The sequence below is a fragment of the Streptomyces sp. R-07 genome (assembly GCF_049913175.1).
Taxonomy (GTDB): Bacteria; Actinomycetota; Actinomycetes; order Streptomycetales; family Streptomycetaceae; genus Streptomyces.
Genome location: NZ_CP183978.1, coordinates 6,920,155 through 6,946,590, shown reverse-complemented (window position 1 = coordinate 6,946,590; position 26,436 = coordinate 6,920,155). Strand labels below are relative to the sequence as shown.

The 26,436-nt window shown below is 71.8% G+C and carries 23 protein-coding genes and 6 pseudogenes; 7 read left to right on the top strand and 22 right to left on the bottom strand.

Features of this window, described 5'->3' with window-relative positions:
• Positions 1–97: 97 nt before the first annotated feature.
• Positions 98–788: pseudogene (locus tag ACN9M0_RS31810) on the bottom strand (transposase family protein).
• A gap of 90 nt (positions 789–878) precedes the next feature.
• On the opposite strand from ACN9M0_RS31810, the gene ACN9M0_RS31805 reads away from it, so the two are divergent.
• Positions 879–1,406, top strand: a complete 528-nt coding sequence (locus ACN9M0_RS31805) for a GNAT family N-acetyltransferase (protein WP_426404628.1) — start codon at positions 879–881, stop codon at positions 1,404–1,406.
• A gap of 651 nt (positions 1,407–2,057) precedes the next feature.
• Positions 2,058–2,180 (top strand): annotated as a pseudogene (locus ACN9M0_RS31800) (IS630 family transposase); the annotation flags it as partial.
• A 26-nt stretch (positions 2,181–2,206) separates the two neighbouring features.
• Here the strand turns inward: ACN9M0_RS31800 and ACN9M0_RS31795 are convergent.
• The 3 genes and pseudogenes from ACN9M0_RS31795 to ACN9M0_RS31785 all read right to left on the bottom strand — a co-directional run bounded on the left by ACN9M0_RS31795 (position 2,207) and on the right by ACN9M0_RS31785 (position 4,485).
• Entirely contained in the window at positions 2,207–2,608 is a 402-nt protein-coding gene (locus ACN9M0_RS31795; RefSeq protein ID WP_399697107.1) for a GNAT family N-acetyltransferase, read from the bottom strand.
• 132 nt (positions 2,609–2,740) lie between these two features.
• A pseudogene (locus ACN9M0_RS31790) lies at positions 2,741–3,384 on the bottom strand (IS5 family transposase); the annotation flags it as partial.
• A gap of 195 nt (positions 3,385–3,579) precedes the next feature.
• On the bottom strand, positions 3,580–4,485 hold the full coding sequence (locus ACN9M0_RS31785; RefSeq protein ID WP_426404627.1) for a LysR family transcriptional regulator ArgP: 906 nt from the start codon (positions 4,483–4,485) through the stop codon (positions 3,580–3,582).
• 69 nt (positions 4,486–4,554) lie between these two features.
• Between ACN9M0_RS31785 and ACN9M0_RS31780 the strand changes: the two genes are divergently transcribed.
• Together ACN9M0_RS31780 and ACN9M0_RS31775 are read left to right on the top strand one after the other, a co-directional pair.
• Positions 4,555–5,178 (top strand): LysE/ArgO family amino acid transporter, encoded by a 624-nt coding sequence (locus tag ACN9M0_RS31780; RefSeq protein ID WP_426404626.1) that lies wholly within the window; start codon positions 4,555–4,557, stop codon positions 5,176–5,178.
• A 357-nt stretch (positions 5,179–5,535) separates the two neighbouring features.
• Positions 5,536–6,515: pseudogene (locus ACN9M0_RS31775) on the top strand (sigma-70 family RNA polymerase sigma factor).
• Here ACN9M0_RS31775 and ACN9M0_RS31770 read toward each other — a convergent pair.
• The 3 genes from ACN9M0_RS31770 to ACN9M0_RS31760 all read right to left on the bottom strand — a co-directional run bounded on the left by ACN9M0_RS31770 (position 6,516) and on the right by ACN9M0_RS31760 (position 10,015).
• On the bottom strand, positions 6,516–6,728 hold the full coding sequence (locus ACN9M0_RS31770) for a DUF4287 domain-containing protein (protein ID WP_426404625.1): 213 nt from the start codon (positions 6,726–6,728) through the stop codon (positions 6,516–6,518).
• An 18-nt stretch (positions 6,729–6,746) separates the two neighbouring features.
• A complete protein-coding gene (locus ACN9M0_RS31765; protein ID WP_399697000.1) occupies positions 6,747–7,463 on the bottom strand; it encodes a DUF998 domain-containing protein in 717 nt (238 codons plus the stop codon).
• Between the two features lie 224 nt (positions 7,464–7,687).
• Positions 7,688–10,015: a hypothetical protein gene (locus tag ACN9M0_RS31760; protein WP_399696998.1), complete on the bottom strand. Its 2,328-nt coding sequence runs from the start codon at positions 10,013–10,015 to the stop codon at positions 7,688–7,690.
• A gap of 274 nt (positions 10,016–10,289) precedes the next feature.
• Between ACN9M0_RS31760 and ACN9M0_RS31755 the strand changes: the two genes are divergently transcribed.
• Positions 10,290–10,829, top strand: coding sequence for a hypothetical protein (locus ACN9M0_RS31755; RefSeq protein WP_399696996.1), 540 nt, complete (start codon positions 10,290–10,292; stop codon positions 10,827–10,829).
• A gap of 171 nt (positions 10,830–11,000) precedes the next feature.
• On the opposite strand, the gene ACN9M0_RS31750 is transcribed toward ACN9M0_RS31755, so the two are convergent.
• The 3 genes from ACN9M0_RS31750 to ACN9M0_RS31740 form a co-directional block, all read right to left on the bottom strand.
• The gene (locus ACN9M0_RS31750; protein ID WP_399696994.1) at positions 11,001–11,153 is read right to left on the bottom strand and encodes a hypothetical protein; all 153 of its coding nucleotides are present in this window, start codon (positions 11,151–11,153) and stop codon (positions 11,001–11,003) included.
• Positions 11,154–11,164: 11 nt separating this feature from the next.
• Complete coding sequence (locus ACN9M0_RS31745) at positions 11,165–12,394, bottom strand: damage-control phosphatase ARMT1 family protein (protein ID WP_426404624.1); 1,230 nt, start codon at positions 12,392–12,394, stop codon at positions 11,165–11,167.
• Positions 12,395–12,619: 225 nt separating this feature from the next.
• Positions 12,620–13,543 carry a pirin family protein gene (locus tag ACN9M0_RS31740; protein WP_399696990.1) on the bottom strand — a complete coding sequence of 308 codons (924 nt, stop codon included), beginning with the start codon at positions 13,541–13,543 and terminating at the stop codon, positions 12,620–12,622.
• Positions 13,544–13,658: 115 nt separating this feature from the next.
• Between ACN9M0_RS31740 and ACN9M0_RS31735 the strand changes: the two genes are divergently transcribed.
• Positions 13,659–14,153 (top strand): carboxymuconolactone decarboxylase family protein, encoded by a 495-nt coding sequence (locus ACN9M0_RS31735; protein ID WP_366038906.1) that lies wholly within the window; start codon positions 13,659–13,661, stop codon positions 14,151–14,153.
• A 138-nt stretch (positions 14,154–14,291) separates the two neighbouring features.
• On the opposite strand, the gene ACN9M0_RS31730 is transcribed toward ACN9M0_RS31735, so the two are convergent.
• From ACN9M0_RS31730 to ACN9M0_RS31700, 7 genes and pseudogenes are all read right to left on the bottom strand, one after another.
• Positions 14,292–14,597: a hypothetical protein gene (locus tag ACN9M0_RS31730; protein WP_366038905.1), complete on the bottom strand. Its 306-nt coding sequence runs from the start codon at positions 14,595–14,597 to the stop codon at positions 14,292–14,294.
• Positions 14,598–14,772: 175 nt separating this feature from the next.
• Positions 14,773–16,968, bottom strand: coding sequence for a hypothetical protein (locus ACN9M0_RS31725; RefSeq protein WP_426404623.1), 2,196 nt, complete (start codon positions 16,966–16,968; stop codon positions 14,773–14,775).
• 125 nt (positions 16,969–17,093) lie between these two features.
• Complete coding sequence (locus ACN9M0_RS31720; RefSeq protein ID WP_366038903.1) at positions 17,094–17,891, bottom strand: polysaccharide deacetylase family protein; 798 nt, start codon at positions 17,889–17,891, stop codon at positions 17,094–17,096.
• A 135-nt stretch (positions 17,892–18,026) separates the two neighbouring features.
• Positions 18,027–18,789, bottom strand: a pseudogene (locus tag ACN9M0_RS31715) (metallophosphoesterase family protein).
• Positions 18,786–19,037 carry a BON domain-containing protein gene (locus tag ACN9M0_RS31710; RefSeq protein WP_366038901.1) on the bottom strand — a complete coding sequence of 84 codons (252 nt, stop codon included), beginning with the start codon at positions 19,035–19,037 and terminating at the stop codon, positions 18,786–18,788. The pseudogene ACN9M0_RS31715 and the gene ACN9M0_RS31710 overlap by 4 nt, the downstream one beginning before the upstream one ends.
• 114 nt (positions 19,038–19,151) lie before the next feature.
• Complete coding sequence (locus ACN9M0_RS31705) at positions 19,152–20,399, bottom strand: cytochrome P450 (protein ID WP_426404622.1); 1,248 nt, start codon at positions 20,397–20,399, stop codon at positions 19,152–19,154.
• 172 nt (positions 20,400–20,571) lie between these two features.
• A complete protein-coding gene (locus ACN9M0_RS31700; RefSeq protein ID WP_426404621.1) occupies positions 20,572–21,969 on the bottom strand; it encodes an FAD-dependent oxidoreductase in 1,398 nt (465 codons plus the stop codon).
• 120 nt (positions 21,970–22,089) lie between these two features.
• Here ACN9M0_RS31700 and ACN9M0_RS31695 point away from each other — a divergent pair, with 120 nt between their 5' ends.
• Positions 22,090–22,869 (top strand): hypothetical protein, encoded by a 780-nt coding sequence (locus tag ACN9M0_RS31695; RefSeq protein ID WP_426404620.1) that lies wholly within the window; start codon positions 22,090–22,092, stop codon positions 22,867–22,869.
• A gap of 3 nt (positions 22,870–22,872) precedes the next feature.
• On the opposite strand, the gene ACN9M0_RS31690 is transcribed toward ACN9M0_RS31695, so the two are convergent.
• From ACN9M0_RS31690 to ACN9M0_RS31670, 5 genes and pseudogenes are all read right to left on the bottom strand, one after another.
• Entirely contained in the window at positions 22,873–23,568 is a 696-nt protein-coding gene (locus ACN9M0_RS31690) for an HAD family hydrolase (RefSeq protein WP_426404619.1), read from the bottom strand.
• Between the two features lie 46 nt (positions 23,569–23,614).
• On the bottom strand, positions 23,615–24,580 hold the full coding sequence (locus tag ACN9M0_RS31685; protein ID WP_366038897.1) for an LLM class F420-dependent oxidoreductase: 966 nt from the start codon (positions 24,578–24,580) through the stop codon (positions 23,615–23,617).
• A 233-nt stretch (positions 24,581–24,813) separates the two neighbouring features.
• Positions 24,814–25,284, bottom strand: a pseudogene (locus ACN9M0_RS31680) (SRPBCC family protein); the annotation flags it as partial.
• A gap of 35 nt (positions 25,285–25,319) precedes the next feature.
• Entirely contained in the window at positions 25,320–25,454 is a 135-nt protein-coding gene (locus ACN9M0_RS31675) for a hypothetical protein (protein WP_366038896.1), read from the bottom strand.
• A 180-nt stretch (positions 25,455–25,634) separates the two neighbouring features.
• A complete protein-coding gene (locus ACN9M0_RS31670; protein ID WP_366038895.1) occupies positions 25,635–26,294 on the bottom strand; it encodes a UdgX family uracil-DNA binding protein in 660 nt (219 codons plus the stop codon).
• Positions 26,295–26,436 lie beyond the last annotated feature (142 nt).

Genomic DNA, 26,436 nt, shown 5'->3' with positions numbered 1-26,436 from the left:
GACGCACGACGAGGGGGTGTCACCCGCATGGGTGGCACCCCCTTTCGCCTGTCTCCGACTGTCGGCCGGGCCGGTCAGTCCGCCTTGAAGGAGACGATCAGGTAGTCCTTGTTTCCGAGATGAACAGCAGCGCAGCGGCCCTCGCCTCCGAACTCGCACGAAAACCTGCTCCGTTGGCTAAGGCGAGGGTGAGGTTGTGGAGGCGGGCGATGCCGAGCATGGCGTGGTGGACGCCCTCGCCTTTCAGACGGCAGCCGCGGAGATCTTCCGGCTCTTCATGCGGGCGAAGGCGTGCTCGACACTTGCGCGGACATTGCGGTGGAAGGTGTTGTGTTCCTCTTTCCAGGCGGGCAGTTCGGCCTGGCCGGGTTCGCGTCGATGATCAGGCCGGTGCCCCAGTAGGCGCCGTCGGCGATCACCGTGGTCCGTCCGACGGCCGCCTCGGCCCGGGCAGTTCCCAAGCCTTGCAGTCGTTGCGGTTGTGTCCTTGCGGAACCGCTTGCGGGGCTGAAGAGCCAGGCGCGGTCCGAGGTCGTCGATGATGCGGTCGGCCGCCGACTTCGAGATGCCGAAGAGCGGGCCCAGCTGGCGCAGTGTCAGGTTCGTTCGCCAGTAGGCGGCGACCGCAGCACCCGGTCCTCAGAGACGAGGCCCTATGGCCGGCCTTTTCGGACCGGATCCGCCCCCTCCCGTGGCAGTGCGGTCACGAGCTTGCCGAAGCAGCGCGGGCTCAGCCCGGTGAACGGGGCTATCCAGGACGGCTCCGACGCCGTGATCACACCAGCCACACCAAGTTCATCCTCTGTGGCGGGTGGTTCCGGCGTGGTGTCCCGCGGAATCCGATGGTGGGACACGGCTCTGGCGTCAAGAATCGCCGGATGAATGAAGTGAAGCTGTCCGACGGGATCGTCAGTCTGTCCCCGCTGCGCCTGGACGATGTGGAGGCGCACCTCACCGGGGAGGATGAGTTGCTCGTTCGCTGGCTCAATGGCGGTCCCGGCACGCGCGAGGGCGTTGAAGCGTACATCCGGCACTGCCGTGAACAGTGGGCGTCCGGTGGACCATTTCGCGCTTTCGGCATCCGGGTAGGAGCCGACGAGACACTCGCAGGGACCGTCGACTTGCGGTTCGAAGGACAGGGTTTGGCCCCCGGCCAGGTGAACGTCGCGTACGGCCTCTATCCCTCCTGGAGAGGGCATGGCCTGGCTACCCGCGCCGTCCTCTTGGCATCCCAGTACGCGTCGAGCGAGGGCGGGGAGGCGGCAGTGATCCAGGTGGAGCCGGAGAATCCCGCATCTGCCGCAGTCGCGCAGCGGGCAGGGTTCACCCCGGGCAAGCAGAGGCGCAGCGAGGACGGCACGCGGTTCGACTGGTACATCCGGGACCTACGCGTCGCCACCCAGTGACGACCAGCAGTTCAACCTCGGTCTGCACTCGCCGTCGAGATGAGGCGCGGAACACACCGTGCGGCGAGACCGCGCGCCCCGGGCGCCGCGACGCACTCCGGCAGCGCGGACGACCGAGTTCGCTGTCAAGCGCCGCGATGGGATGACGGGGGACAGCTCCGCGGTCGGCAGGACCTGGGCAGCGCCTTCACAGTGCCGGCGCCGCGGATCTGGCGTACGCGAGGTGCAGTCGACACGGGCCTGGTGGGCATCGGTGGCCTTGGCACGGCGCTCGGTGATCTGCTCCAGGGCTCGGTGCCGTTCAGCGACTTGGCAGTGACGCCGGCTCGGGGACGATGATCTGGCTCGTCACGCCTCCCCTTGCAGGGGGATCCGGCACGCACGGCATCGTAGAGGCCTGTCGAGCCACGGCGCCCAGGCATCCGGCGCAGAAGCCGAGGGCGGACGATACCCTCGGCGGGCTGCCCACGAGCAGAGCATGCCGCGCCATGGGTTCAGTGACCTGGGCTTCACCACCTCTGCGGAACACCAGATCCAGCCGTGCCAAACGGGATATGTGACGCGTTCGGCTATGCCGTCACCGTGACGTCATCCGGTGACGCCTTCTCCGGCCAGGCCCTTGTGCGGCACCGCGGCGAACAAAACACCGCTCGGAACAACAACGCCCGCCACCCCGATGTCCTGGCAGCCCAACGACGCGAGCGCGCCCGCGTCCGCGTCCGCTGCGAGAAAGGCATCCGCTGGGGAGGACGCCCCCTGGCGGCGGCCGCCTGACCCGTGTCCGCAGCCCGTCCAGCCTCTCAAGGCCGCCAGACATAGCGGATGTCCGGCTCCCGTTCCTCGTTGCGCAGTCCGTCGGTCCGCTCAATCGCAACGAAACCGTGCCGCTCGTAGAACCGTCGCGCCGGCTTGTTGACCTGGAACGTCCACAGCTCCAGTCCCTGCGACCGCTGCCGCTTGGCCAGGGTCATGAACCGGTCGCCCAGTCCCCGGCCGCGCCACGACGGATCGAGGCAGAGCTGCTCCAGCTCCGTGCCCGCGAGTACCAGGAGCCCGACCACCGAGCCCCCGGCGACGGCAACCCAGGTCTCGTATTGCGGTACCACCACGTGCGAGAACCAGTTCCTTACCTCGTCATCGTCGTGCGCGCGGCGGACGGCGGGCAGCGCGGCGGCGAAGGACCGCAGCCATACGTCGGCCATGCTGAGCGCGTCGGATTCACCGGCCTGTCGAAGCACAACGCCATCACTGTTCACAGCGCGCGACTCTCGCAGATGAGCGCCCCCCGGTGCAGCCGAATTTGACTCGCCACCAGCCAAGGCAACCCGGTGAAGCTATGCGGTCACAGCGCCTAGGGGGTGTCCGGAAAGTCGTGGGAGCCAGAGTCGGAGGCAGGCGAGGGTGACCACGGCCTGGTAGTGGACGGCTCGTTTGTCGTATCAGGTGGCCAGGGCCCGGTTCTGCGTGAGCCGGCCGAAGCAGCGTTCGACCACGTTCCGCCTGCGGTAGGCGGCCCTGTCGAGCCGAAAGCGGGTCTCGCCGCGGCGGATGCGACCGTTGATCTGGTCGATCCGTTCCGGGATCGTGCAGCCGATGCCGCGTCGCCGCAGGTAGGCGCGGACCTTGCGGGCCGAGTAGCCCTTGTCCGCGACGACGCGGTCGGGCCGGGTCCGAGGGCGCCCCGGCCCGGGCCGGGCGACCTTGATCCGGGCCATGACCGCCTCGAACCGGGTGCAGTCGTTGACGTTCCCGCCCGCGATCGTGAACGCGAGCGGGCGGCCCTGGCCGTCGCAGGCCAGGTGGATCTTGCTGGTCAGCCCGCCCCGCGACCGGCCGGGCGCCTCGCCTTCCCAGGGCCCCCTTTTCGGGCCCCGGCCGCATGCTGATGCGCCCGAACCGTCGTCGAGTCTCCGCAGACGATCGACCAGTCGACGGTCCCGACGGCGTCGGAGTGCTGCTGGACGTGGGCCAGGAGGCGTCCTGCACACGCTCACCGCGTTCGCTCTGCTGATCGCCCTCTCCCTGCGGCAGCCGCCGACCACCCCGGCCTGAAGACGAACATGGGCGCGCCTTGGACGTGCCACTGGCCTGTCGCCAGCGGCTCTTGAACGAAGCCCCGGGTCAGTGACCTGGGGCTTCGTCGTTGTCCAGACCTCTCACGGCTCGCGCCGGCTTACCTGCCCTGGGGCAGCAGTGACTCGGCGGCGACTGCCGCGACCGCCTCGGCGACTGAGGACAGGGCGGGCGAGTCCAGCTTCCACTGCTGCCAGTACAGCGGGACGTCCATGGGCCGGCCGGCGGCAAGCTCCACCAGTCGGCCGGTCCGCAGGAGCGGCGCGGCCTGCGGTTCGGGTACCAGGCCCCAGCCGAGGCCTGCGGCCACCGCGTCCCGGAACCCGTCCGAGGCCGGCACCATGTGCCGGATCCGTCCGGCCCCCGACCGGCCCCGGGTCAGGGATCGGACGAAGGAGTCCTGGAGTTCGTCGCGCCGGTCGAACACCACGGTGGGGGCCTCGCTCAGATCCTCGGCCAGGGAGCCGGTCAGGTGCCGGGCCGCGAACTCCGGTGTGGCCACGGCCAGGTAGCGGGCGAGCCCCAGCAGACGTACGGTGCAGCCGGCCACCGGGTCGGGCGAGGAGGTGACGGCCGCCATCACCTGTCCCTCCCGCAGCAGGGCGGTGGTGTGGGACTCGTCCTCCCGGTAGAGCTCGAAGCAGACCGGAGGGTCCTGCGGCACCCGGGTGAGCGCGGGCAGGAACCAGGTGGCGAGGGAGTCCGCGTTGACCGCCACCGGGACCCGTGCGGGGCCTCGTTCTGCCGCCAGTCCCAGTTCGGCGCGGGCGTCCCGCTCCAGCCGGGCCAGCTGCCGGGCGAACCGGACCACCACCTCTCCGGACTCCGTGGCCCGTACCGGCTTGGTACGCATCAGCAGGACCCGCCCGGTGCGCTGTTCCAGGGCCTTGACGCGCTGGCTGACGGCGGAGGGGGTCACATGCAGGGCGGTGGCCGCGGCGTCGAAGGTGCCCTCGTCGACCACCGCGAGCAGGGTCCTGACCTGGTCCAGGGGAAGCTCATCCATAAGTAGAGCTAAGGGTACGTAAGAATCCTTAGCTGTACTCATTGCCGGGTGGTTCGTACGGTCGAAGGCATGACCAGCAGCATCGCCGCCGCCGTACTCGCCGGGTTCGGTACGGGCCTCTCCCTCATCGTGGCCATCGGGGCCCAGAACGCCTTCGTCCTGCGCCAGGGCGTCCGCCGCCACGCCGTCCTCGCGGTCGTCGCCATCTGCGCCGTCTCTGACGCGGTGCTGATCGCGCTCGGCGTCGCCGGGGTGGGCGCGGTGGTCACGGCCTGGCCGGCGGCACTGACCGCGGTCGGTCTCGCGGGCGGGGCGTTCCTGCTCTGCTACGGATTTCTGGCCGCCCGGCGGGTGCTGCGGCCGGACTCGGCGGCCGCGCTCACAGCCGGCGGCCCAGACGCGGGATCCGCCCGGCGAGCGGTCCTGACCTGCCTGGCCATGACGTGGCTGAACCCGCACGTGTACCTGGACACCGTCCTCCTGGTGGGCTCGCTCGCCTCCGACCGCGGCGACCTGCGCTGGGCCTTCGGTACGGGCGCGGCCCTGGCAAGCCTGGGCTGGTTCTTCGCCCTGGGCTTCGGCGCTCGCCTGCTGTCCGGCGTACTGTCCCGCCCCAAGGCGTGGCGGGTCCTGGACGGCGTGGTCGCCACGACGATGCTGGCGATGGGCGCGATGCTGGTCGCGGGCGCGTAGACCGTCTCCGGGCACGAGCGCGGCCGCACGGAGACCCCTGTCGCGCCAGCACCTCCACCCCGAGGCCGGCCTTAGCGACCTCGGTTACTGGGTCTTCCGCAACACCCGACTCCTCCGCTGCCGGTCACGTTCCCCATTCGTGCCCTTCAGGGCGGTGAACAGCGGTCATCAAGGGCACAGGACAGACAGGGGCTCGCAACATCCGCTCTTGAACGAAGCCCCAGGTCAGCGACCTGGGGCTTCGTCGTCGTATCGCCACCGCCGCATGCCCCGGGCTCATGACCTGCGCATATCGTTGCGACAGCCAGACAGGTGCCCTCCCTGTGCGCTGGGGGCTCAGGACCGGAGGCGTACGGCATGGGGGACACGGCGGCGGGTGCGATGGTGCAGGAACTGGAGGCGCACCGGGGAGAGTTGACCCGATACTGCTACCGGATGCTGGGGTCGTACGCGGAGGCCGAGGACGCCGTGCAGCAGGCCCTCGTCCGGGCCTGGCAGAACGCCGAGCGCTTCGAGGGCAGGTCGTCCCTGCGGTCGTGGGTGTACCGCATCGCCACGACCGTGTGCCTGGACGCTCTCGCCGCCGGAAAGCGGCGGGCGCTGCCGATGGACCGGTCCGGGCCGACTGACGGTGCCACGCCACCAGGGGCGCCGGCGGACGACGCGCTGTGGATCGGCCCCATGCCCGGTAGTGATCCGGAGGCCGCGGCAACGGCCACCGAGTCGATGCGGCTGGCGTTCATCGGCGCGCTCCAGCACCTGCCGCCCAAGCAGCGCGCAACCTGATCCTGCGGGACGTCCTGGGCTTCTCGGCCCGCGACGCCGACCTGCACGGCTCCACCGTCGCCTCCGCCAACAGCGTCCTCCAGCGGGCCCGCGCCACACTGGCCGATCGCCGGGAGGGAGCCGGCGGGCTTGCCTCCCCGGCACCTGACGGCGTCCGGCGGGGCCTGGCCGAGCGTTACGCCGCGGCGTTCTCCCGGTACGACATGGAGGAGTTGAACATGCTGCTCCATGTCGACGCCACCCTGTCCCTGCCGCCGTACGCGAAGTGGATGCGCGGGGTGACCGACATCCGGTCGTGGCTGGCGGGCCCGGCCGTCGGCTGCCGCGGATCGCGGCTCGTCCCGACCGTGGCGAACGGCTCGCCCGCTTTCGGTCAGTACCGTCCCTGCAAGGACGGGACCGGCTACGAGCCCTGGGCGCTCCAGGTCGTCGAATTCTCCGGCGACCGCATCGCGGGTATCACCGCGTTCCGCGACACCGCGCGCCTCTTCCCGCTGTTCGGCCTGCCGGATCGCCTGAGTGACGAAGCCGGCCTCGGCGTCCCGGCCTGATCATCTGCCGCTGTCCTCGGCGAGGGTGTGAGCGACGAGGGCGTTGGCGTGGCCGTGGCCGAGCCCGTGCTCGGCCTTGAGCCAGTTGACCAGCTCCATGTGCTTGGTCAGCGGGGAGGAGCGGATGAGGTCCTTCCACTCGGCGATCGGGCGGCCGTACTTCTTCTCGATGGAGGGGAAGTAGCTGGCAGGCCCCTTCACGGCGTCGGTCATGGGTGCTCCGTTTCGTAGCTAGATGATCTTGGTGGTGTCGATGATGCCCGCCGGAACGACGGTCGGCCAGCGGTCGGCCGGAGCGCCGATCAGCCGAGCCGTCACCGCGCTCAGCCACAGCAGGCCGAGGCCGGCGCCGGCGGTGAACGCCAGGACCGAGGCGGCCGAGAGCATGAAACCGGCGAGAACGGCCACGGGCACGACGCGGGACGCGACCGCCCACCCTCGCAGGCCCCGGACGGCGAGCAGACGGGCCAGCACGAAGAACGCCGCACACAGGGCGAGATGGCCGATCATTCCGCCGAACATGTGGACGGCGCCGTGCCCGCTCATCACGGTCGCCTCGGATGCCCCGACGGGAAAGCCCGCACCGGCATCGGCCGGGAAGGCCGCCGCGGCCCAGAAGGAAACGCCGAAGACACCGACCAGGGCCGGCCCCCACGTCCCGCCGGGGCCACCGCGCAGCGCCCGCCTCAGTCCGGCCGCGCCGACGATCAGTAGCGCGCCGGTGAGCAGGAAGCTCACGGTCTGGACCCAGCCCCACTCGCCGAGGGCGAGCTGGCTGATCGCGTTCCGGGTGAAGTCGAAGCCGTCGCGCGCGAAGCCCTGGGCGAGACCGGCCACCAGGAACAGCGGGCCCGCCACCACACCACCAGCCACGGCCCACCGCCCCGCCGATCGTGACGCGGGCGTGGCAGAAGGGACGTGGCGGGGCGCGGTGAGCATGTCGGTCATGGCGGGCCTTCCTCGCTTCGACGGTGTCGCCCATATGACCGACGGCAAGGAGCGGAGTCATCGCCCCCACTGATGTGCACTGGATCACACGTTGGCGGGACAGCTTCCCGCCCGCGCGCGACGCTCAAGGCCGAGTGGCCGCTCAGGCCTGACTTTCTGGAGGAAGGGCCCCACCCCGGGGCGAACCGGGGTGGGACCCTTCCTGTTTGTGCTCCTCGTTCAGGCTATTCCTGGACGGTGCGGCGACGCCGCATCCACCACACCAGGGCCGCGCCGGTGGCGGCGATCGCCGCGGCGATGCCGGAGATCAGGCCGATCGGGGTGTCCGATCCGGTGTCGGCGAGGCCGCCGTCCGGGTCCGGCCGGTTCGCCGGAGGCGTCGCGCCCCCACTGCCGCCGGTGTCGCCGTTGCCGGGCTTGGTCGGGTCCGGGCCCGGCGACGTGGGCGGATCGGTCGGGTCGGTCGGCGTCGGGTCGGTCGGCGTCGGCGTCGGCTTCGGGTCGGGCTTCCCGTCATCTGTCAGGGCGGCGCCGTTGCCGCCCAGGAACGCGGTGTCGCTGTCGCGGGCGGAGGTCTCCGTGCGGACGGAGTCCTTGGTCGCGCGGGGCAGTTCACGGTGCTGGGCGGTGAACTCGACGCCGGTGATGTTCCGCTTGGGGGCCTTTGCGAAGTCGATGCCGCCGACGAAGAACGTGTAGATCCGGCCGTCGCCGAGGGGCCATTCGTAGGTGAAGTCGCCCTTGGTGAAGGACTTCACCATCTCCTGCCACACGGTCCGCTTGTCCCAGTGGGCGTTCTCACCGCGCAGCGGCCACCGCTTCAGGTTGTTGCTGTTGATGATGGGACGGAAGTCGGTGGCCTTCTTCGCGTCCTGCTGGCGGATCCACTCGGCCGCGACGCGTGACTTGTAGACGCGGCGCAGGTCGGCGTACTTGGGGTCGGTGTTGATCTGCTTCTCGACGTGCGGGACGAGGTAGCGGGTGATCAGCCGGTGGCTGCGCTCCTTCTCCTCCTTGCTGAGCTTCTTCGAGCAGTCCTCTCCCTGTACGGGGGTGGCGAAGTCCATCGCCGCGTGGTTGACCTCCAGCGGGGCGTCGAGGATGTAGATCCCGCCGTCCTGCTCGCGGACCTTCGCCCGGCCGGGAACGATCCAGTTGCGTCCCGATCCCCAGCACGGCACCCCGTCGACCTTGGGGGCGGCGTCCATGAACTCCTTGCCCGGGGACTTCTTGGGGTCCATGGCGCGGGAGAAGTCCCGCTTCATCTCCATGTCGGCCACGAGGAGGACACGTCCGGCGTCGGTTTCACCGAACGCCTTGTCCATGATGGTGCTGGGCTGGTCGGGGTTGAGGTTCACCCACTGCCGGTCCGGGGTGAGCGCCAGCCACGTGAACAGGGCATCGGAGGCCAGTTCCAGCTTCGCCTGTCCGCCCCAGCCCGGGTTGTCGTCCTCGTCGGGCACGAGGTCGGCCTTCATGGAGTAGTCCAGGGCCTTGCCCTTGACCGGGTTGCCGACGTACTGGAGCTCCAGGGTGGAGAAGTCCACCCCGCCCGGGCCCCGGCCGAGCGCGGACCGGCCGTTGTTCGCCAGGTACTGGTTCTGCAACTGCCGGGCCTGGGCCGGGTTCTGGCCCGAACCGTAGGCCATCGAGGCGCCAGGGCCCTGGGTGCCGCGGTTCGGCAGCGGGTTGAACACGTTGTACGTCTTCGTGTACTTCGTCTGCGGCCACACGCCCTTCGCGGTCGCCCGGCGCTCCGCGATCCGGATCGGGTTGTTCCCCGTTCCCCGCTCCGCCCGCAGCTTGTCGTTCTCGGCCTTGTAGTCGCGGAGGGTGGCCCCGTTCGGCTTCTCCGACGTGAACATCGTCAGCCGGTGCCGGGTGAAGTCGTACTTCGCGTCCTTGTGCCGCAGGATGATCCTGTCGGCCCGGAGCTGGGCCGGCTTGCGCTTCCCGTCGGACTTGAACTCCCCCAGGTCACCGGTGCGCTGGTTGTAGGAGTCGTACCGCCGGGAGGCGATCTTCTTGCCGTCCTTGTCGAAGATCTCGATGGTGACCTCGCACAGCCAGTCAGGGCCGACCATGTTGAAGTCCTGAACCGCCTTGACCTCGAACACGCCCCCCTTCTGCTTGCTGACCTGCGCGCTGATCAGGTTGACCTTCCAGCTGCCGAACGGCTTGGGGTTGTTCGACTCGTTCCGGTGCCGCTTGTAGCGGGAGTAGATCGCTTTGCGCATGTCCTCCGGGTCCTTGGAGGCCGCATACGCATTGTCCCACTTGTCGATGTCCGCGCGGCTGCCGGTGACCTGCCCCAACTCGGCCGCAGTGGGCGCGGGAACGTTCTCGAAGCCCTTGAACGCGTTGTTGTAGTAGTACTCCTCGTCCGGCCCGGACTTCGTCCAGTGGTGCTGACCCGTCGGCGCACCCGAGTTGTTCGGCGTACGCGGGATGGTCTTCTTCAGATGCATCTGGTCGCACCGCTTACCACCGCTGATCTTCGCGTAGTCCCCGGGCGCGGCCGACGCCACGGACGGCAGGCCGACCAGCAGCACCGCCGCCGAGGAAACGACCGCCAGCGCGGCAGATAGGCGCCTTTTCAGGCGCTGTCGTATAGATGTGCTCACGTAGTGTCCCTGGTCGTGGGGGCCACGGGACTCAAGACTGCGAGGGCAGGCCGGACAAGGGGCCCCCGTATCGTGCCCGCTCCTGCCGACCCACCACACTAGGGGCCGTCAACACCCGTGGCACAACATGTTGTTGACGCGCCGTGTGATGACTCCGCGAAGATCCTGCGCGGGTGACAGCGCGGTTCGGTAGGTTCTGGCCATGACCACACCCCACTCCGACTACGACTCCACCCGCCACCCCGACCTCCTGGCCTGGCTCACCGAACGCCAGGCCGCCTTCGAACGCTGGGCCCAGGAAGCCGGCGGCGTCGACCGGTTCGACTTCTCCGACGCCTCCCTCGATGCCCTGGAAGACCTCGTCAAGGAGACATTCGCCGAGTCGGAGGAGATCACGGCACAGCGCCGCTCCCCCTTCATCCAGGGTGCCGTGTGGTACATCGGCGAGACCCTGCGCCGACGGCGCGAGGGCTGGGTGTGGAAGTTCGAACCGGACGTCACCTTCGGCCTGCTCCCGGCGTTCTATCCGGCGGTCCCGGACCCCGCGTACCTGGACACCCCCTGCGTCGGCGCACCCGATGCCAAGCCCGGCGAACACTGGTACCCCCTGAACACGCTGCGCCGACTCCTCGCCACCGAGGACGAGTTCGACAATCCGATCGACGAACGACTCGTCGGCATGATCGAAGGCTGGTACGACGAAGACGAGGAGGACGACGACGAGGAGGACGAGGACGAGTAACCGGCGCCGGCAGTACGGGCGTCAGGCCGTGTCTGAACAACTGATCTCGTGGTGGGTCGTCAGTAAAGGCAGCAAGGGGTCAGCAAGCAGCTGACCAGACCTGATCGCACACGAGCACCGAGCGGGCGCGTTCCCGCGCCCCTGGACTCGGGGGAGCCGCCCCGAGGGTGCTCACGAGAACAGAGCCCGGTCGAGGTGATTCTGCTCCGATCCGAACAGCCCGTGCCAGAGTGCTCCTTCCGCGACTCGTCGCCGCACGAGCAGGACTCGCTCGTCGTGAACGACGATGGCAGCGGCGACTGCGGTCCGGGGCTCGATCGTCACGGAGACCTCCCCTACCGTCGTGCCTGAACCAGCGCGTGAGTTCCACTGGTACGCCAGGCAGCCCCGGACCGTTCGAGAGCGTGCACCGTTCCCGGCTCCAGGCCGACGATGACGTCGGACTTCAGGGTCCGGAGCGTCGCGACGGCACCCGGGAAGTACGCGGTGAGATCGGCGAAGGGCGTCGTGGGGTGCCACAGTTGGTCGCCGACGAGACGACGGTAGTTGAGGTCGCCCTTCAGGATGGTGAGCGTGGCGCTCGCGAACTCGCCGCGAAGGTCCTCGGGCATCTCCTCGTACGGCAGCGGAGCGCAGAAGAAGGGGTGGGTGCGGACCTCCAGGCTTCCTGCCGCCATGGCCTTCCACAGCCGGCCCCCGATCCTGCCGGCTTCTCCGGGCGCCTCGGTGATGCGACGGAGGCAGTCGGCGACGTCCGCCGTCATCGCGTCGGAGACGTAGTAGGGGTGGGGCTTGACGTGGAGCACGACCCGTTCGGCGTGCCTGTGTTCGAGGAGGTGGTCGATGAGGATCAGGTCAGGGATCAGCTCGCGTCCCGCGTTGTCCGCCACCACGGCGACGGTCGAGGAGCCCCCGACGGGCAGCAGCTGCCACAGCACGGCGCTGTCGTCGGCCACCAGCGCGGAGACAGCGGCGTCACCGGCCACCGGCTCCCCCGCCGAGACGCGGAAGCCGAGGTCCGCGCGGTTGCCCCAGAGCGACGCGTGGAGCAGGGCCGTGGCCCGCTCCTCGGCCGGAACGCCGGCAAGCGCGTCCAGCGCCGGCAGCTCCTCCTCCACCGCGCCGCCTCGCAGTTCGGCCTGCTTGAACGGCGCGAACGGGTCGACTCCCTGCCACGGACCGGTACCGAAGTACCCGACCGCGCCGAGCAGCCTCCGATAGAAGTAGCTCTCCGCCCACAGGAACGGGGCGTCGTACCACGAGCGCCCGAAGTGCTCCTGCCCCCAGTCCGCCCAGCGCTCACGATCGTGCTCACCAGGGGCGAGCGCCTCGATGACGCCATTGGTGATCTCGTCCAGCAGGGCGTCGAGTGCCTCGTGCTGCTCACGGCCGTACGGGAAGGCGTCTCGTACCTGCTGGATGAGGGCAGGGTGGCGCTTGGCCAGCACACTCCAGGCAAACGAGCCGGGCTCGTTGCTCAGGACTACCGGCGCGCTGGCCGCGGCGGCCGGGCTGGAGCCGGGAACGGCTCTTTCGCCCGAGGCACGGGAGCTCTTCTCTGTCATGGTGTCCACTCCCGCTTCTTCTCGCTCGCCATGGAGAGTCCTCCGTGAACGGCACGTCGAAAGGCCCAGCGTAGCCAGCCACGTTCGGCAGTGGTGCGGCATGGGTCCCCGCGCGAGCGGGGGGCTGCGACACGCCCCCCTCTCTCTCCCGCAGTCGCGGCGGCAGCCACGGGCAGAGGCCGGGCATCCCCCGCCCCTGATCGGCGCGATAGAGAAAATCCCAGGTCAGCGGTGTGCGGGGTTCTTGCGCGGGGCGATCCGGGCGTTGGGGAGGGCGGGGGCGGGGAGGCGGTCGCCGGGGTAGCCGGCGACCTCGCCGAAGCGGTCGGAGGCCTTCTCCCACTCCTCGCGGGCCTCGACGATGTCCTCGTGGCTGCGGCCGATGAAGTTCCACCACATGACGATCTCCTCCTCGAACGGGGTCCCGCCGAGGAGGACCGCGCGGGCGGGGGCGTCCGACTCGTTCGTCAGGGTCAGCGTGTCGGCCCCGGTGGGGGCGTATCCCAGTTCGGCCGGGCGCAGGAGCGTGCCGGCCATGCGGACCTCGCCCGAGTCGACGAGCAGGCCGTGCTCGAAGGCGGGGTCCGTGCGGAGGGTGACGGTCGCGCCCGGGTCGAGGAGGAGTTCGGCGCCGAGGAGCGGCGTGAAGGTGCGTACGGGAGAGGTCTCGCCGGCGAGCGACCCGAGGAAGACCCTGACGTCCGCTCCGTCGACCCGGACGGTCCCGGGGGCGTGGTGCTGGAAGTCCCGGGCGGTGTGCCGGTGCTCCTCGGGCAGGGCCACCCACAGCTGCACGCCGTGCAGGGTCGTGGTGCGGGCGGTGGAGACCTCGGTGTGGCTGATGCCGTGGCCGCCGGTCATGAGGTTCAGTTCGCCGGGCCGTACGTACGCGTGGCTGCCCAGGCTGTCGCGGTGCTCGATCTCACCGCTGAACAGCCAGCTGACGGTCTGCAGTCCGGTGTGCGGGTGGGGCGCGACGTCCATGCCGCCGGACTCGGCGACGTCGTCGGGTCCGTAGTGGTCGGCGAAGCACCAGGCGCCGATCAGTGTCCTGGCGCGCTGCGGGAGCGTGCGCCGTACGGTCATCGCCCGGGGCCCGCCCAGGGGGACGTCCCGCGCGGTCAGTACCTCGATCTCCGTGACGCTCATCGCCGACCCCTCCATGGAAGTAGTTCCATTTTCAACAATCATGGACGATGATAGCCCCTGCGACAGTGACACGCACGGTCGGCGGACGAGGCCGCGGGGTCTCGGGAAGGAGCGCATGGTGATCGACACGGCAGGAGCCCCTGAGGACAGGCGGGTCTACATCGACAAGCAGAGTCCCAAGGCCTACCACGCGCTGGTCCAGACGGCCGACGCCGTGCGCGCGACGGCCGCCGACGCGGGGCTCGACCGCCTCCTGGTGGAACTCGTCAACCTCCGTGTGTCCCAGATCAACGGCTGCGCGTACTGCCTCGACGTGCACACCAGGGCCGCCCTGCGCGCCGGCGAGACGAGCCGCCGCCTGGGCGTGCTCGCCGCCTGGCGTGACACCGGGCTCTTCACGGCGCGGGAGCGCGCGGCCCTGGCCCTGGCGGAGGCCACCACCGCGCCCGCCGACGCCCTCGCGCAGGAGCGGGCCTACGACGAGGCGCGCCGGTCGCTGAACGACGACGAGATCTCGGCGGTCGTCTGGGTGGCGATCACCATCAACGCCTTCAACCGGGTGTCGATCCTGAGCAAGCACCCCGTACGGGAAGCGTCCCCCAAGGCCTGAACCGTGCGCGGAGACGGGGCGCGGGGACGGGGTGCGGGGACGGGGTGCGCAGACGGGGCGCGGGACGGGCTGCGGAGACGACGAAAGGTCCGGTGCCGTCGGGGCACCGGACCTTCGGAGCGGATCGGGTCGGTTCGGTCAGGCGGAGATCTCGGGGAGCACGCCGGTGGCGGGTGCGGCCAGGTCGGTCAACTGGCGCAGCTGCCCCAGTTCGTTCACCCGGCTGAGGCCGTTCAGCTGACCCGCGATGCCGGGGAACTGCCCGCGGGACTCCTCGGGGATGCCGGTCATGGTGAGGGCGTCGAGCTCGCTGACCGGGTTCACCTTGGGGCCGAGCGGCCCGGTGGCTTCGGCGGCGGACGCGGTGGTGGCGGCGGCCGTGCCGAGGCACGAGAAGGCGGCGGCGACGGCGAGGATCGAGGAGATACGTCGTGTTGAGGTCATGCCCTCACAACGGGCCGGCCTGCCCGGGGACACGGCCCTCCCCGTTCCGACCGTCTCCTACCGTCCGAACGGGGGGCCTGCCACGAAGCTGAGGGGCGAGGAGAGCGAAGAGACTATTTCAAGGGGTTTTGAGAAGGAAGCCTCTTCATGGCCTCGCCCGGGACGACCGTAGCAGTCAGGCGGGGATCAGGTCGCGCAGATTTTCGGGGGTGAGGACGCGCGAGCCCGGCGGCAGGCCGGCGGGGCGGTCCAGACCGATGTACGTGACGGGTCCGTCCGGCAGCGTCGCGCCGTCCCACCAGGTCGTCGTGGTGGCGTCGGCGGCCATCAGGCCGGTGAGATGGCGGACCGTCAGCGGGGTGCGGGCGAGCAGGCCCCGGAGGAGTACGGCGACCGACACCCGGTTCTCCTCGACCCGGTTCGCGGACGGGGTGCCCCTGAGGTACAGGTGCAGCCACCGCGCGCGCCAGCGGCCGTCCTCGCCGCGCTGGAACGCGAGCGGCAGAGCGACCCGGCCGGGCCCGCGGAGGTCGGACTTCATCCGGACCGTGCGCGGCTCGAAGGGGCGGCCCCCCTGCTCGGCGTCGCGCAGCATGAAGCCGAAGAACGACTCCTCGACCTCCTCGAAGTCCTCCCCGGAGTAGAGGTTCACCTGCGGGACGATGTAGCTTCCGCGGACCGCGCCGAGCCGCAGGTCGATGAACTCCGAGGCGCCGTCGGGCGCGTCGGTGATGTCGCCGGAGTGCGCGCCCTCGACGGCGGTCAGGGCGGTGTACGAGAGCCAGGTGACCGTCGCGTACTCGTCGTCCAGGACCAGCGCCGACAGGTCGAAGTCGGTGGAGCGCGCGGTCTGCTTCCAGTAGGTGAAGAAGCGCAGCAGGTCGCCCTCGACGGGCGAGACGGAGCCGCGCGGCAGGACGCCGAGTCCTGCCGCCGTCGCCCTGCCGCTGAGCGGGAGTGCCACGTCCAGGACGGCGGGGTCGACGAGCAGATGGCCCGGTGCGGGCAGCCTGCGCCGCGTCTCGGCGTCGAGAACGGCGCACAGACGCTCGCGTACGGCCGGCGGGAGCGGCTCTCGGGTGTCGGGGGTGACCCAGGCCGCGCCGACCCGGTTGACGAACACCCGCCGGTCGCCCGTCGTCCCCGCGCGGTTCTGGACGTGCTCGCGGAGGGAGAGGACGACGCGGCCGGAGACATCGGGAACGGCCCGTTCGAACGCGGCGAGGACGGCGTCGAGTTCCTCCGGTCCGTCCGCCGTACGCAGCAGCCGGTCCAGGGCGCGCAGCAGCCTGCCGGGGGCGGACGTCAGGAGCTCGGCGGCCCCGGTGACGTCGTCGCGGCCGAGGAGTTCCTCGACGCGGCTGTCGAAGGAGGGCACCTTCTTCTCACCCCGGGCGACCGCGAACACCTCGGCGGCGTGCGGCCACCGCGGGTACTCGTGCGGGTGCAGCCGCTCGCCGAGCCGCTTCCACGCCTCGCGGTGCGCGGCGACGTCGGCGAGCTTCGCGGGGGCTTCGGCGACGACGGCGTCGAGGCCGCCGAGCAGGGCGCGGCGGACGGGCCGGGACAGCACGCGGAACCGCGTCGGTTCGCGCAGGGTGACGTCGCCGTCGGAGAGGGCGCAGGCCAGCCGCAGGACGTCGGTGACCGTGTCCAGGAGGAGGGGCGCGCCGGTGTCGAGCCGGGCCCGGTTCACGACGGCACGGATCTCCCGGATCGGGATCGCCTCGGGCTGGGGACCGTCGGCGCCGTGGGCGGCGAGCACGGCGAGGTCGCGCAGGTGGTCGTCGCCGAGCGGGGTGGTGCTTCCGGCCAGCGACAGGTACAGGGCGGTGGCCTCGTCGTCGAGGGCGCCGGCGGGGTGCAGGACCGTCATCCGGTCGCCCGCCGCGGCGATCAGTTCGTCGTGCGCGGCGAGCATCTGCTCGTACGTGTGACGGTAGGTGCCGTACGACGGGAGGGTGAGGAGGTCGAGCACGCCCTCGCGCAGCCGCTCGAGCACGCCGGGGCGCACCGTGTCGTCGTCGAGGGCCTCGGCGACGCACCGCCGCCAGAACTCGAAGGTGTCGGGCACGTTGGCCGGGAAGTCGACGAAGTAGACGTTGTGCCGGACGTGGTCGCCGACGATCTCCCGGACGGTGCCGAGGGTTCGGGCGGCGACGGCGACGACCGTGGCCTCCGGCAGCCGGGACAGCTCTTCGAGCAGCCCGGCCGACAGCTTGTACCCCACCGACATCAGGGCGGCGTCGAACCGCCGCGCCGCGACGTCGCCCCGGCCGCGCCCGCGCCGGTCCCCGTGTCCGGCGGGTGCTGCCGGGAGGGGAAGGCGATGGGTGTGCCGGACGACCAGACGTTCGAGAGCGTGGACCATTCCGGCATGCTGTCAGCCCCGTACGGGCCGACGCATGCGGATTTCGGGCCGGACGGACGCCGGCGTCCGGAGGTCACCGGGGCCCGCGGCGTACGGAGGTCACCGGGGCCCGCGGCGTACGGGATTCAGGGGGTCGTGCGTACCGGGAAGCTGAAGGAGTGTCCGTTCTCCTTGAGCCACGGCAGGACCTGGCGCAGGGCCGCGACGGTCTGGCTGCGGTCGCCGCCGCCGTCGTGGAAGAGGATCGTGGGTCCGTTGGACAGCTCGTTCTTGACGGTGTTGACGATCGAGGCCGTGCCCGGCTGCTCGAAGTCCTTCGTGTCCACGTTCCAGCCGAGCGGCCGCATCCCCAGGCCGGCGGCGAGGCGCCGGCTGTCCGGGGTGAACGCGCCGCCGGGCGCCCGGTAGTAGTCGATCCTCGCTCCCCCGGCCGCGTCCTCGATCATCTTCTTCGCGTCGAGGATCTCCTGCTTCTGGTACGCGAAGGGCTTCTTGTCCATCGTCGTGTCGTGGGACACGGTGTGGTCGCAGAGCCGGTGGCCCTCCGCGACGACCCGCTTCACGATGTCGGGGTTCTGCTTGGCCATCGGGCCGACCATGCAGAACACGGCCTTGACGCCGTTCTGCTTGAGGATGTCGAGCATCTGGGGCGTCCAGCGGGGGTCGGGTCCGTCGTCGATGGTGATGTTCACCGCGGAACCCCCCGCCTCGGCGGCGTGCGCGATGCTCTCGGGGACCTTCTGCGGCCGGACCTGCTCCGGCCCCTTCGGCTTGCCCTCGGGCTGCGAGGTCGCCGTGTCCCCCATCCTCGCGACGGCCTCGTTGTCCATCAGCGCCGCGGCGCCCCACACCGCCAGACTCAGCCCGACCGCCGAAGCGACCACGGCTATGTGTGCGGTGTACTTGCCCTTGCCCTGCCCCATGAATCCCCACTCCCCCTCGGTTCCGACCGTCTCCCTGGTGAGAGGACGGTACGAGGGGCCGCAAGGTTTCACCGAATCCGGACCAACTGTCGGGACGCGGGGGCGAGGGGGCGGGAGAGGGCGGCTGACCGCCCCTCAGCTTCCGTCGAGCGGGAGGTGGTACAGCGCGAACGCCCTGCCGATGACGGGCTGCGCGACGTTGCGGACACGGACCCCCCCCGGCCGTCATGCCGTGCTCGGTGCCGAGGTGGGCGTGGCCGTGCACCGCGAGGTCGGCGCCCGCCTCGTCGATGGCCTCGGCGAGCAGGTAGCTGCCCAGGAAGGGATAGAGCTCGACCGGTTCGCCGGCGAGCGTGTCGGGCACGGGCGCGAAGTGGGTGAGGGCGATCCTGGCCGCGCAGTCGTCGGCGGACACGTCGGCCAGGGCCCGGTACAGGCCTTCGGCGGCGCGGCGCGCGCTGCGGACGAAGTCCTTCATCTCGCGTTCGCCGAACTCGCCCGCGCTGCGGCCCGCGAAGCCACCGCAGAAGCCCTTCGCCCCGGCGATGCCGACCTTGTGGCCGGCCACGGGCAGGACCACCTTGTCCCCCTCCAGGACCGTGACGCCGGCCTCGACGAGGACGCGGGTGACGTCGGCCTCCCGCTCGGCGTGGTAGTCGTGGTTGCCGAGCACGGCGACGACGGGGACGCCGAGGTCGCGGACCTCCTCCGCGACCACCTCCGCCTCGGGGACCGTGCCGTGCCGGGTGAGATCGCCGGCGAGGAGGAGCAGGTCCGCGCAGCGCGGCAGGGTCTCGAAGGACGGGCGCAGCAGGCCCCGGCAGTCGGGGCTCAGATGGATGTCTCCCACGGCCGCCACCCGCACGACGGCGCCGTTCGGCTCGCCGGTGGAGGTCACGACAGCTCCTCGGGGTGGTCGGGAGGGGCGGTGCAGGCGAGCAGGAGGTCCGCGTGCACGGGGATGCCGGCCAGCTCGGTTCCGGCGAGCCGGAGGATCTCGTCGCGCCGGTCGGCGGTCGGGAGCGTGCCGGTCAGGACGACGGCGGTGCCGCGCACCTCGACGCGTACGCCGAGTTCGGCCACGTCCTCGCGCGCGAGCCGGTCCCTGAAGCGGGCGATCCGGTATTCGCTCTCACCGCCGTTCATGGTGGTTCCTCCGTCCTCTGGGTGGTGCGGTGCCCGAAGGGCGCTTCCGCAAACGGCGGACCGGCCGTGGATGCGGTGCGTACGTGCCTGCCCGTGGCGTCCCGTGCTTCGCGGTCAGGCCGGAGGGAGGACGATCCGGACGCCGCTGCGGGGCGCGGTCGGGATGCGCCGCAGCGGGATCCGCAGGTCCTGCGGGGGCACCGTCCACGTCTGCCGGGCCAGTGCGCGTGACAGGGCCGCGAGGGCGGCGACGGTGATGTCCTCGCCGGGGCAGCGATGGCCGGTACGGGTGTCGCCGCCGCCCTGCGGGATGAGGGTGTCGGGGTGCGGCGGCCGGGAGAGGAAGCGCCCGGGGTCGAAACGGTAGGGGTCCGGCCAGAGGTCCGGGTCGTGGTTCTGCCCGTACACGTCGAGGAGCAGTAGCGCGCCTTCGGGGACCGGCTCCCCGCGCCACTCCAGGTCGCGGGCGGCGAGACCGCCGATGAACGGGACGAAGGGGTAGAACCGTCTGACCTCGTGGGCGAACGCCGTCGCGTACGGGCCGGGGCGGCCTCCGTCGCCCTCGTCCGCGCGCAGCCGCGCCCGGGTCTCGGGCCATCGGTGCAGCGCGTGCCCCGCGAACGCCACGAACCAGGCGACGGCGATCGCCGGCCGGGCGATGTTCAGGAGCTCCACGGCGGCGGTGTGGAGGTCGAGCGGACGGCCTTCGGCCTCGCCGTGCCGGACGAACGCCCCGAACGGTGTGTCGGCCGCGGAAGCCGCCGAAGCCCGCGCGGCCTCGACCGCACGGGCGAGGTGCTCCTCCTGACGGGAGCGTGCGCGGCGGGCCCGCAGATGGCGCGGGCCGGGGGTGGCGAAGCCGTCGACCATGGCGACGCAGTCCCGCGCCAGGTCCTGGACCTGTCCGTCGTCATAGGGCAGTCCCGCCCAGTCGCGGACGGCCCGGGCGAGCACGAGCGCCGCCTCGTCGAAAAGCACCACCTCGCGCCGGCCGGCCGGCGCGAACGCCGTCTCCCACGCGGTCTCGGCGTGCGCGGCGAACGAGGCGGCGGCGGCCGGCCCGGTCAGCCGGCCGACGAACAGCGCCTTGCGTACGCGGTGGTCGGCGCCGTCCAGGGTGTGGACGGCACCGCGCCCGAACAGGGTGTCGAGCACTGGCCCCGGCAGCGCGCCGGTGCGGCGTACATGGTCCTCGTCGTAGAAGAAGCGCACCGCCTCCGGCCCGTGCAGCGCGACGGCGGTCCGGCCGAGCAGCCGGGTCCGGACGGTCCCGCCGACCGGTGTCCGGCGGCGCGTGTCGGGCAGCCAGCCGTAACCCTCGAGCAGCAGGGCGGCGGTGCGGTCCTGGATCAATGGGGTCATGCCCCGTGCGGTACCCCGTCGAAGCGGGGACACGCGCACGCGTACGGGAGGATCGGGCGTTGCCGGACCGGCCTCCGGAGCGAGGCCGGGGCACGCGCGCGTACGGAAGGATCGGGCGTAGCGAAGGCGCGGATCTCGGGAACGAGGCGGCACGCGCGCGTACGCGAGGGATTCAGTACTCCAGGGGGCGGGTGGCCGGGCCCTGGAGGACCGTGCCGTCGGGGGCGAAGCGCGAGCCGTGGCAGGGGCACTCCCAGGTCTGTTCCGCCTCGTTGAAGCCGAGCTCGCAGCCCATGTGCGTGCAGCGCCGGCCCGTGCGGAGGCCGGTCACGTAGTGGCGGGCCACGGTGGACTGCCGTCGTACGACCCCGGGGAGCTCGCGGGCGGGCAGCCGGCGGCGCGGATCGACCAGTTCCGTCCAGGCCGGTCGCGGGCCGCCCGTCAGATGCGCGGTGAGCAGTCGGCCGGCGGCGGCGCCGTTGCTGAGGCCCCAGCCGCCGAAGCCGGTGGCGACGTAGACGTGCTCGGTGTCGGGGTGTTCGTGGCCGACGCAGGGCAGTCCGTCGGCGGTGTGGACGTCCTGGGCCGCCCACCGGTGGACCGCTGGGGCGTCGGCGAAGCCCGGCAGCCGGTCGCGCGCCCAGGCCTCCAGGCGCTCGTACCGGCCGCGTACGCCCCCGCTGCCGGGCACGAAGGACTCCCCCGCGACGATCAGCAGCCGCCGGCCCTCGCCGAGCGGGGCGGTGCGCACCGACCGGACGCCGTGCTCGACCGTCAGATACATGCCGTACGGGGCCTGGCGTTCCTCCACGGCGGCGGCGACGACCAGCTCGCGGCGTAGCGAGAGCCGCATGAGCAGGGTGGTGTGGCAGCGCAGCGGGAAGTGGGTGGCGAGGACGACGTCCCGGGCGTGGACCGTGCCGCCCGCCTCCGTGGTGAGACGGCACTCGGCGCCGTCGTGGAGGCCGGTGACGCGGGTGCCCTCGTGGATGCGGCCGCCGAGCGCGACCAGGTCGTCCGCGAGGGCGAGCAGGAAGCGGCGGGGGTGGAACTGCACCTGGTCGTCGACCCGGACGGCCGCGGCGACGGGGAACGGCAGGTCCGTCTCGGTCACGGCGGTGGCCCGCAGGCCCGCCGCGGTGGCGGCCGCCGCCTCGGCGCGGATCGTCCCGGCGCTGGCCTGGTCGAGGGTGTACGTGTACGCGGGCCGGTGCTCGATCTCCGCGTCCACGCCCAGCTCCCCGCAGAAGCGCAGCACCTGCCGCAGGCCGTCCTCCTGCGCCTCGGCGTACAGCGCGGCGGCCTCCGCGCCCTGACGGCGACGCAGGCGCTCGTAGCACAGGCCGTGGAGGGAGGTCAGTTTGCCGGTGGTGTGCCCGGTCACCCCGGCCGCGATCCTGCCCGCTTCGAGCACCACGACCTCGCGTCCGGCGCGGGCCAGCTCGCGGGCGGTGCAGAGTCCGGCGACTCCGGCGCCCACGACGACCACGTCGGCGGCGAGATCGCCCTCCAGCGGCGGCCGGGCGGCGGCGGGCGGCGCCGAGTCCATCCAGTACGAGCTTGCGCGCATGACCGCTCCTCTCGGCGGCGGGTCCGTCGGGCGACTACCCGGCGCCGCCGCGCGCAGTCACCCGGTCCCTGCTGCCGGGCGAGGCGGGCGGAACCGTACGGTCGGCGGCACAGTGGAGGGGTGCGGCTCAGGACCAGCGATCCAAGCCGGCCGGGCCGGCGGCGGGTCCGCCACGGCCGCGCTTTCCGCTACCTGGACGCCGAGGGCGCGCCTCTGGGCGCGAAGGACCGGGCCAGGGTCGGGGCCCTCGTGATTCCTCCGGCGTGGCGGGACGTCCGGGTGTGCCCTTGGCCCAACGGGCCCATCCAGGCCGTCGGTACGGACGAGGCGGGCCGCAGGCAGTACCTGTACCACGAGGAGTTCCGGCGCCGACAGGAGGAGGCGAAGCACGCGCACGTGCGGCAGGTCGCCCGCAGCCTGCCCCGGTTGCGGGCGACCGTCGAGCGGGACCTGGCCCTGCGCGGCCTCTGCCGGGAGCGGTCCTCGCCTGCGCGGTGCGCCTGCTCGACCTGGGCTTCTTCCGGGTGGGCGGCGAGCGGTACCGGCGTGACAGCTCCTCGTACGGCCTCGCCACCCTGCTGCGTGAGACACGCGCGCTGCGCGCGCGGGGAGGTGTGCCTCGGCTATCCGGCGAAGTCGGGCCGCAGGCAGACCAGGGCCCTGGTGGACGAGCCTGCGTACGGGGTCGTCCACGCGTTGCTGCGGCGGCGCGGCGGGGGGCGAGCGGCTGTTCGCGTACTGGGAGGGGCGGGCCTCGTACATCGACCGCTCGTCGTCGAGCGCTTCGAGGAGGGCGTCACGGTCGCCCCGGCCCTGGGCCGGCTCGGCGAGGACGGCGGCTTCGGTCATCCGGCCACCCGGGGCGCGGTGGAACGCGCGGTGCCGCGGCTGCTCCGCTGAGGGCTACGTGGTGGCGTCGGCTCCCGCCGGAACGTTCGTGAAGGGGCTCGTGGCCAGGTGGGCGAGGAGGTCGGCCGGGTCGTCGTACACGACGGCGGCGCCCGCGTCCGTGAGGTCGGCGCGCGGGATGCCGCCGCACAGCACGCCGGCGCACAGCACATGGGCGCGGCGTGCGGCTCTCATGTCCCAGACGCTGTCGCCGACGAACACGGCCCGATCGGCGGGCACGTCGACGAGCGAGAGGGCGTGTTCGAGCGGGTCGGGGGCGGGCTTGCCCTCCTCGACGTCGTCGGCGGTCGCGGTGTCCGTGAGGGCGTCGTCGGCGTCGACGGCCCGTCGCAGGGCGGTCAGTTCCCGGTCCTTCGCCGAGGTCACCAGGACGACCTTCCAGCCGTCGCCCGCGAGGGCACGCAGCAGGTCGGCGGCCTTGTCGAAGGCCTGCAGCCGCTCGAAGCAGGTGCCGTAGAGGGTGTCGTGGGCGGCGCTGAGGCGGTCGTCGTCCGCCGGGTCGCGGTCCCGGCCGAGCACATGCTCGATCAGCTGCTCGCCCGGCAGGCCGAGCGCGCGGTGCACGGCGTGCGTCGGTACGCGGTGGCCTCCCTGCCGCAAGGCCTCCCACCAGGCGACGACGTGCAGGGCGTTGGAGTCGACGAGGGTTCCGTCGATGTCGAAGAGCGCGGCGCGGTCGGTGGCGGCCATGTCTGTGTACCTGTCCCTCTCCGGGTGCCTGTCCGTGCCCGAGTGCCTACAGCTCGCCGAGGGCGGGCAGCAGGTCCTTCTCCGCCCAGCGGAGAAACGACGTCTGGTGGTCGCCGCCGATCTGGACGAGGGCGAGGTCGGTGAACCCGGCCTCGGCGAAGGGGCGGGCCGCCTCCACGACGGCGTCCACGTCGTCCCCGCAGGGGATGCTCTTCGCCACGTCCTCGGGGCGGGTGTGCTCGGAAGCCTGCTCGAACCCCGCCGGCAGGGGCAGTTCGGCGTTCAGGCGCCAGCCTCCCAGCGCCCACCGGAACTGCTCGTGGGCGCGGGCCGTGGCCGCGTCCCGGTCGGAGTCGTAGCAGACGGGGAGCTGTCCCATCCGGGGCTTCCCCGCACCGCCCTGGGCGTCGAAGGCGTCGAGGAGCTCACGCTTCGGTTCCGTGGCGATCACCAGGTCGCCGTGGCGTCCGGCGAGCGCGCAGGAGCGGGGGCCGGAGACGGCGATGCCGATGGGCGGCGGGGTGTCGGGGACGTCCCACAGCCTGGCGTCGTCGACCTGGAAGTGGCGGCCGTGCCGTGTCACGTACTCCCCGGTGAACAGGGCGCGGATGATCTCCGCGGCCTCGTCCAGCATGGCCAGTCGTACACGCGCGGAGGGCCAGCCCCTGCCGACGACGTGTTCGTTGAGGTTCTCGCCCGAGCCGAGGCCGAGCCGGAAGCGGCCGTCGGACAGGAGTTGCAGGGTCGCGGCCTTCTGCGCGATCACGGCGGGGTGGTAGCGGAAGGTCGGGCAGGTCACGAAGGTCATGAGCGGGATGCGGGAGGTCGCCTGGGCCGCCGCTCCCAGGACGCTCCACGCGTAAGGGGCGTGTCCCTGGGACGGCAGCCAGGGGAAGGAGTGGTCCGAGATCACGGAGAACCCGAATCCGGCCCGCTCCGCCTCGACCACGTGCCCGACCAGCTCACGGGGGCCTGCCTGCTCGGTCATCATCGTGTACCCGATGTGCATCATGCCCGGCGACTTGCCACGACCCGGGGGTCCGAAACGGGAAAGGGCCGGCTCCGCGGAGCCGGCCCTCAGGGCTGCGGACGTCACCGCATGCCCGGCTCTTCCGGGTCGTTCGGCAGCGGCCAGGACTCGGTGGCCGGAGACGTCCGTGTCATGCCCGGATCGCGCACCGGTCCCGGGGCCTCCCGCATCGACTCGGGACCCTTCTCGGAGGACATCCCGGTGGGTGTGCCGGCCGGGGAGTCCACCTCCCCGGGGCGGAGCCGACCGCGCCAGCCGCCGGTCGCGTCCCCGTGCTCCTCGATGAAGCCCTTGAAGCGCTTGAGGTCGCCCTTGACCCGGCGGTCGAGGATCCCCATCGCGTCGGCGGCCTTCTCCGCCATGCCGGTGGGTTCCACGTCCATCGCGAGCCGCACGCGGGTGTGCGCCTCGTCCAGGGGCTGGAAGCTGACGACGCCAATCTGCTGTACGTCGCCTCCCGTCGTGCGCCATGCGATGCGCTGGTCCGGAAGCTGGTCGACGATCTCGGTGTCGAACTCGCGCCGGACCCCGGCGACCTTGGTCTGCCAATGGCAGTGCCGGTCGTCGATCTGCCGGACGTTCTCGACGCCCTCCATGAAGTTCGGGAACTCCTCGAACTGTGTCCACTGGTCGTAGACGTTCCGCAGGGGGACGTCCACATCGATCGTCTGCTCCACCTTGCTCATGGTGTGGCCTCCTTCATGTGGGTTCATGGCCGCGCCTACCCTCGGTGGCGGCGCGCAGACGGGGGTACGGGCCACTCGTCGGCGCTCGGCACGTCGAGCGGGCTCTCCGGCGCGTCCTTCCGGGCCGCCTCCGTCCGGTCGCCCAGTGCGAACAGGCGCTTGCGCCCCATCGCCTTGCGCACCTCGGGAAACCGGCGCTCTCGAGGACGTGGTCCTTCGATCCCGTCCATCGCCGGTCCCTTCCGTCGTGGGGTGGCCGTCCGGCCGGTCGCCGGGCCGGTCCGCACCCGCGACTGCCCGCTGCGGCGGAACCGAACCCGCCGGCCGTCGACGAGCGCCGGGTGACGGCGCTACAGGGCCTGCGCCGCGGTACGGAGGTCGGCGACGAGGCCCGCGTACATCTCCTGGCGGTCCTTCGCCCTCAGGACGGCCGAGGGGTGCACGGTCGCGAGGACGCGGGTGCCATTCCCGGCGCCGGGCAGCGGCCTCGGCACGCCCCGGTCGGCGCCGACGCGGAAATCGGGTCCGAGCAGGGCGCGGCCTGCGGTGGCGCCGAGGGTGACCACCAGCTCGGGTGAGACGAGGCGGAGTTCCGCCAGGAGCCACGGCCGGCAGGCGAGGGTCTCACGCAGGCTCGGGGCCTTGTGGATGCGTCGCTTCCGGGTCTCGTCCCGGGTGAACTTGAAGTGCTTGACCGCGTTGGTGACGTACAGCTCCTCCGGGTCGATCCCGGCCTCCTCCAGGGCGCGGTGGAGCAGGTGCCCGGCAGGCCCCACGAAGGGGACGCCCTCGCGGTCCTCCTGGTCGCCGGGCTGTTCGCCGACCAGCATGAGGCGCGCGCCCGCCTCTCCCCGGCCGAAGACCGTCCCGGTCGCTTCGCGGTGGAGGGGGCAGCCCCGGCATTCCGCGGCCGCCCGCCGGTGCGCCGGGAGTCCGCCGCGGCTCGGCAGATAGGGCGTGGCGTCGTACGCCGTCTCGGGGGCGGTTCCCCGGTCGCCGGTACCGGCCATCACGCACCTCCTGGCAGCGAACCCGGCCCGATCGGTCCATGCGGCTCTCTGTGCCCGTTTGTGCCTGCTCCCGCATGCTGCGCGTCTCGTGCGGTACGTGCCGGTACCTGCCGCTGACGCGCGGGCGTGTGCCCGCCGGGCG

Bases quoted from the DNA above. Each gene is read 5' to 3' on its own strand.
- ACN9M0_RS31675 (WP_366038896.1), bottom strand. From the start codon at position 25,454: ATGGGGCGCAAGCGCCTGTTCGCACTGGGCGACCGGACGGAGGCGGCC.
- ACN9M0_RS31770 (WP_426404625.1), bottom strand. From the start codon at position 6,728: ATGACCGACGCCGTGAAGGGGCCTGCCAGCTACTTCCCCTCCATCGAG.
- ACN9M0_RS31720 (WP_366038903.1), bottom strand. From the start codon at position 17,891: ATGGGGCAGGGCAAGGGCAAGTACACCGCACACATAGCCGTGGTCGCT.
- ACN9M0_RS31735 (WP_366038906.1), top strand. From the start codon at position 13,659: ATGGTGATCGACACGGCAGGAGCCCCTGAGGACAGGCGGGTCTACATC.
- ACN9M0_RS31670 (WP_366038895.1), bottom strand. From the start codon at position 26,294: ATGGCCGGTACCGGCGACCGGGGAACCGCCCCCGAGACGGCGTACGAC.
- ACN9M0_RS31725 (WP_426404623.1), bottom strand. From the start codon at position 16,968: ATGGTCCACGCTCTCGAACGTCTGGTCGTCCGGCACACCCATCGCCTT.
- ACN9M0_RS31685 (WP_366038897.1), bottom strand. From the start codon at position 24,580: ATGATGCACATCGGGTACACGATGATGACCGAGCAGGCAGGCCCCCGT.
- ACN9M0_RS31700 (WP_426404621.1), bottom strand. From the start codon at position 21,969: ATGCGCGCAAGCTCGTACTGGATGGACTCGGCGCCGCCCGCCGCCGCC.
- ACN9M0_RS31795 (WP_399697107.1), bottom strand. From the start codon at position 2,608: ATGGCCGACGTATGGCTGCGGTCCTTCGCCGCCGCGCTGCCCGCCGTC.
- ACN9M0_RS31745 (WP_426404624.1), bottom strand. From the start codon at position 12,394: ATGACAGAGAAGAGCTCCCGTGCCTCGGGCGAAAGAGCCGTTCCCGGC.
- ACN9M0_RS31740 (WP_399696990.1), bottom strand. From the start codon at position 13,543: ATGAGCGTCACGGAGATCGAGGTACTGACCGCGCGGGACGTCCCCCTG.
- ACN9M0_RS31730 (WP_366038905.1), bottom strand. From the start codon at position 14,597: ATGACCTCAACACGACGTATCTCCTCGATCCTCGCCGTCGCCGCCGCC.
- ACN9M0_RS31690 (WP_426404619.1), bottom strand. From the start codon at position 23,568: ATGGCCGCCACCGACCGCGCCGCGCTCTTCGACATCGACGGAACCCTC.
- ACN9M0_RS31705 (WP_426404622.1), bottom strand. From the start codon at position 20,399: ATGACCCCATTGATCCAGGACCGCACCGCCGCCCTGCTGCTCGAGGGT.
- ACN9M0_RS31780 (WP_426404626.1), top strand. From the start codon at position 4,555: ATGACCAGCAGCATCGCCGCCGCCGTACTCGCCGGGTTCGGTACGGGC.
- ACN9M0_RS31710 (WP_366038901.1), bottom strand. From the start codon at position 19,037: ATGAACGGCGGTGAGAGCGAATACCGGATCGCCCGCTTCAGGGACCGG.
- ACN9M0_RS31765 (WP_399697000.1), bottom strand. From the start codon at position 7,463: ATGACCGACATGCTCACCGCGCCCCGCCACGTCCCTTCTGCCACGCCC.
- ACN9M0_RS31755 (WP_399696996.1), top strand. From the start codon at position 10,290: ATGACCACACCCCACTCCGACTACGACTCCACCCGCCACCCCGACCTC.
- ACN9M0_RS31785 (WP_426404627.1), bottom strand. From the start codon at position 4,485: ATGGATGAGCTTCCCCTGGACCAGGTCAGGACCCTGCTCGCGGTGGTC.
- ACN9M0_RS31805 (WP_426404628.1), top strand. From the start codon at position 879: ATGAATGAAGTGAAGCTGTCCGACGGGATCGTCAGTCTGTCCCCGCTG.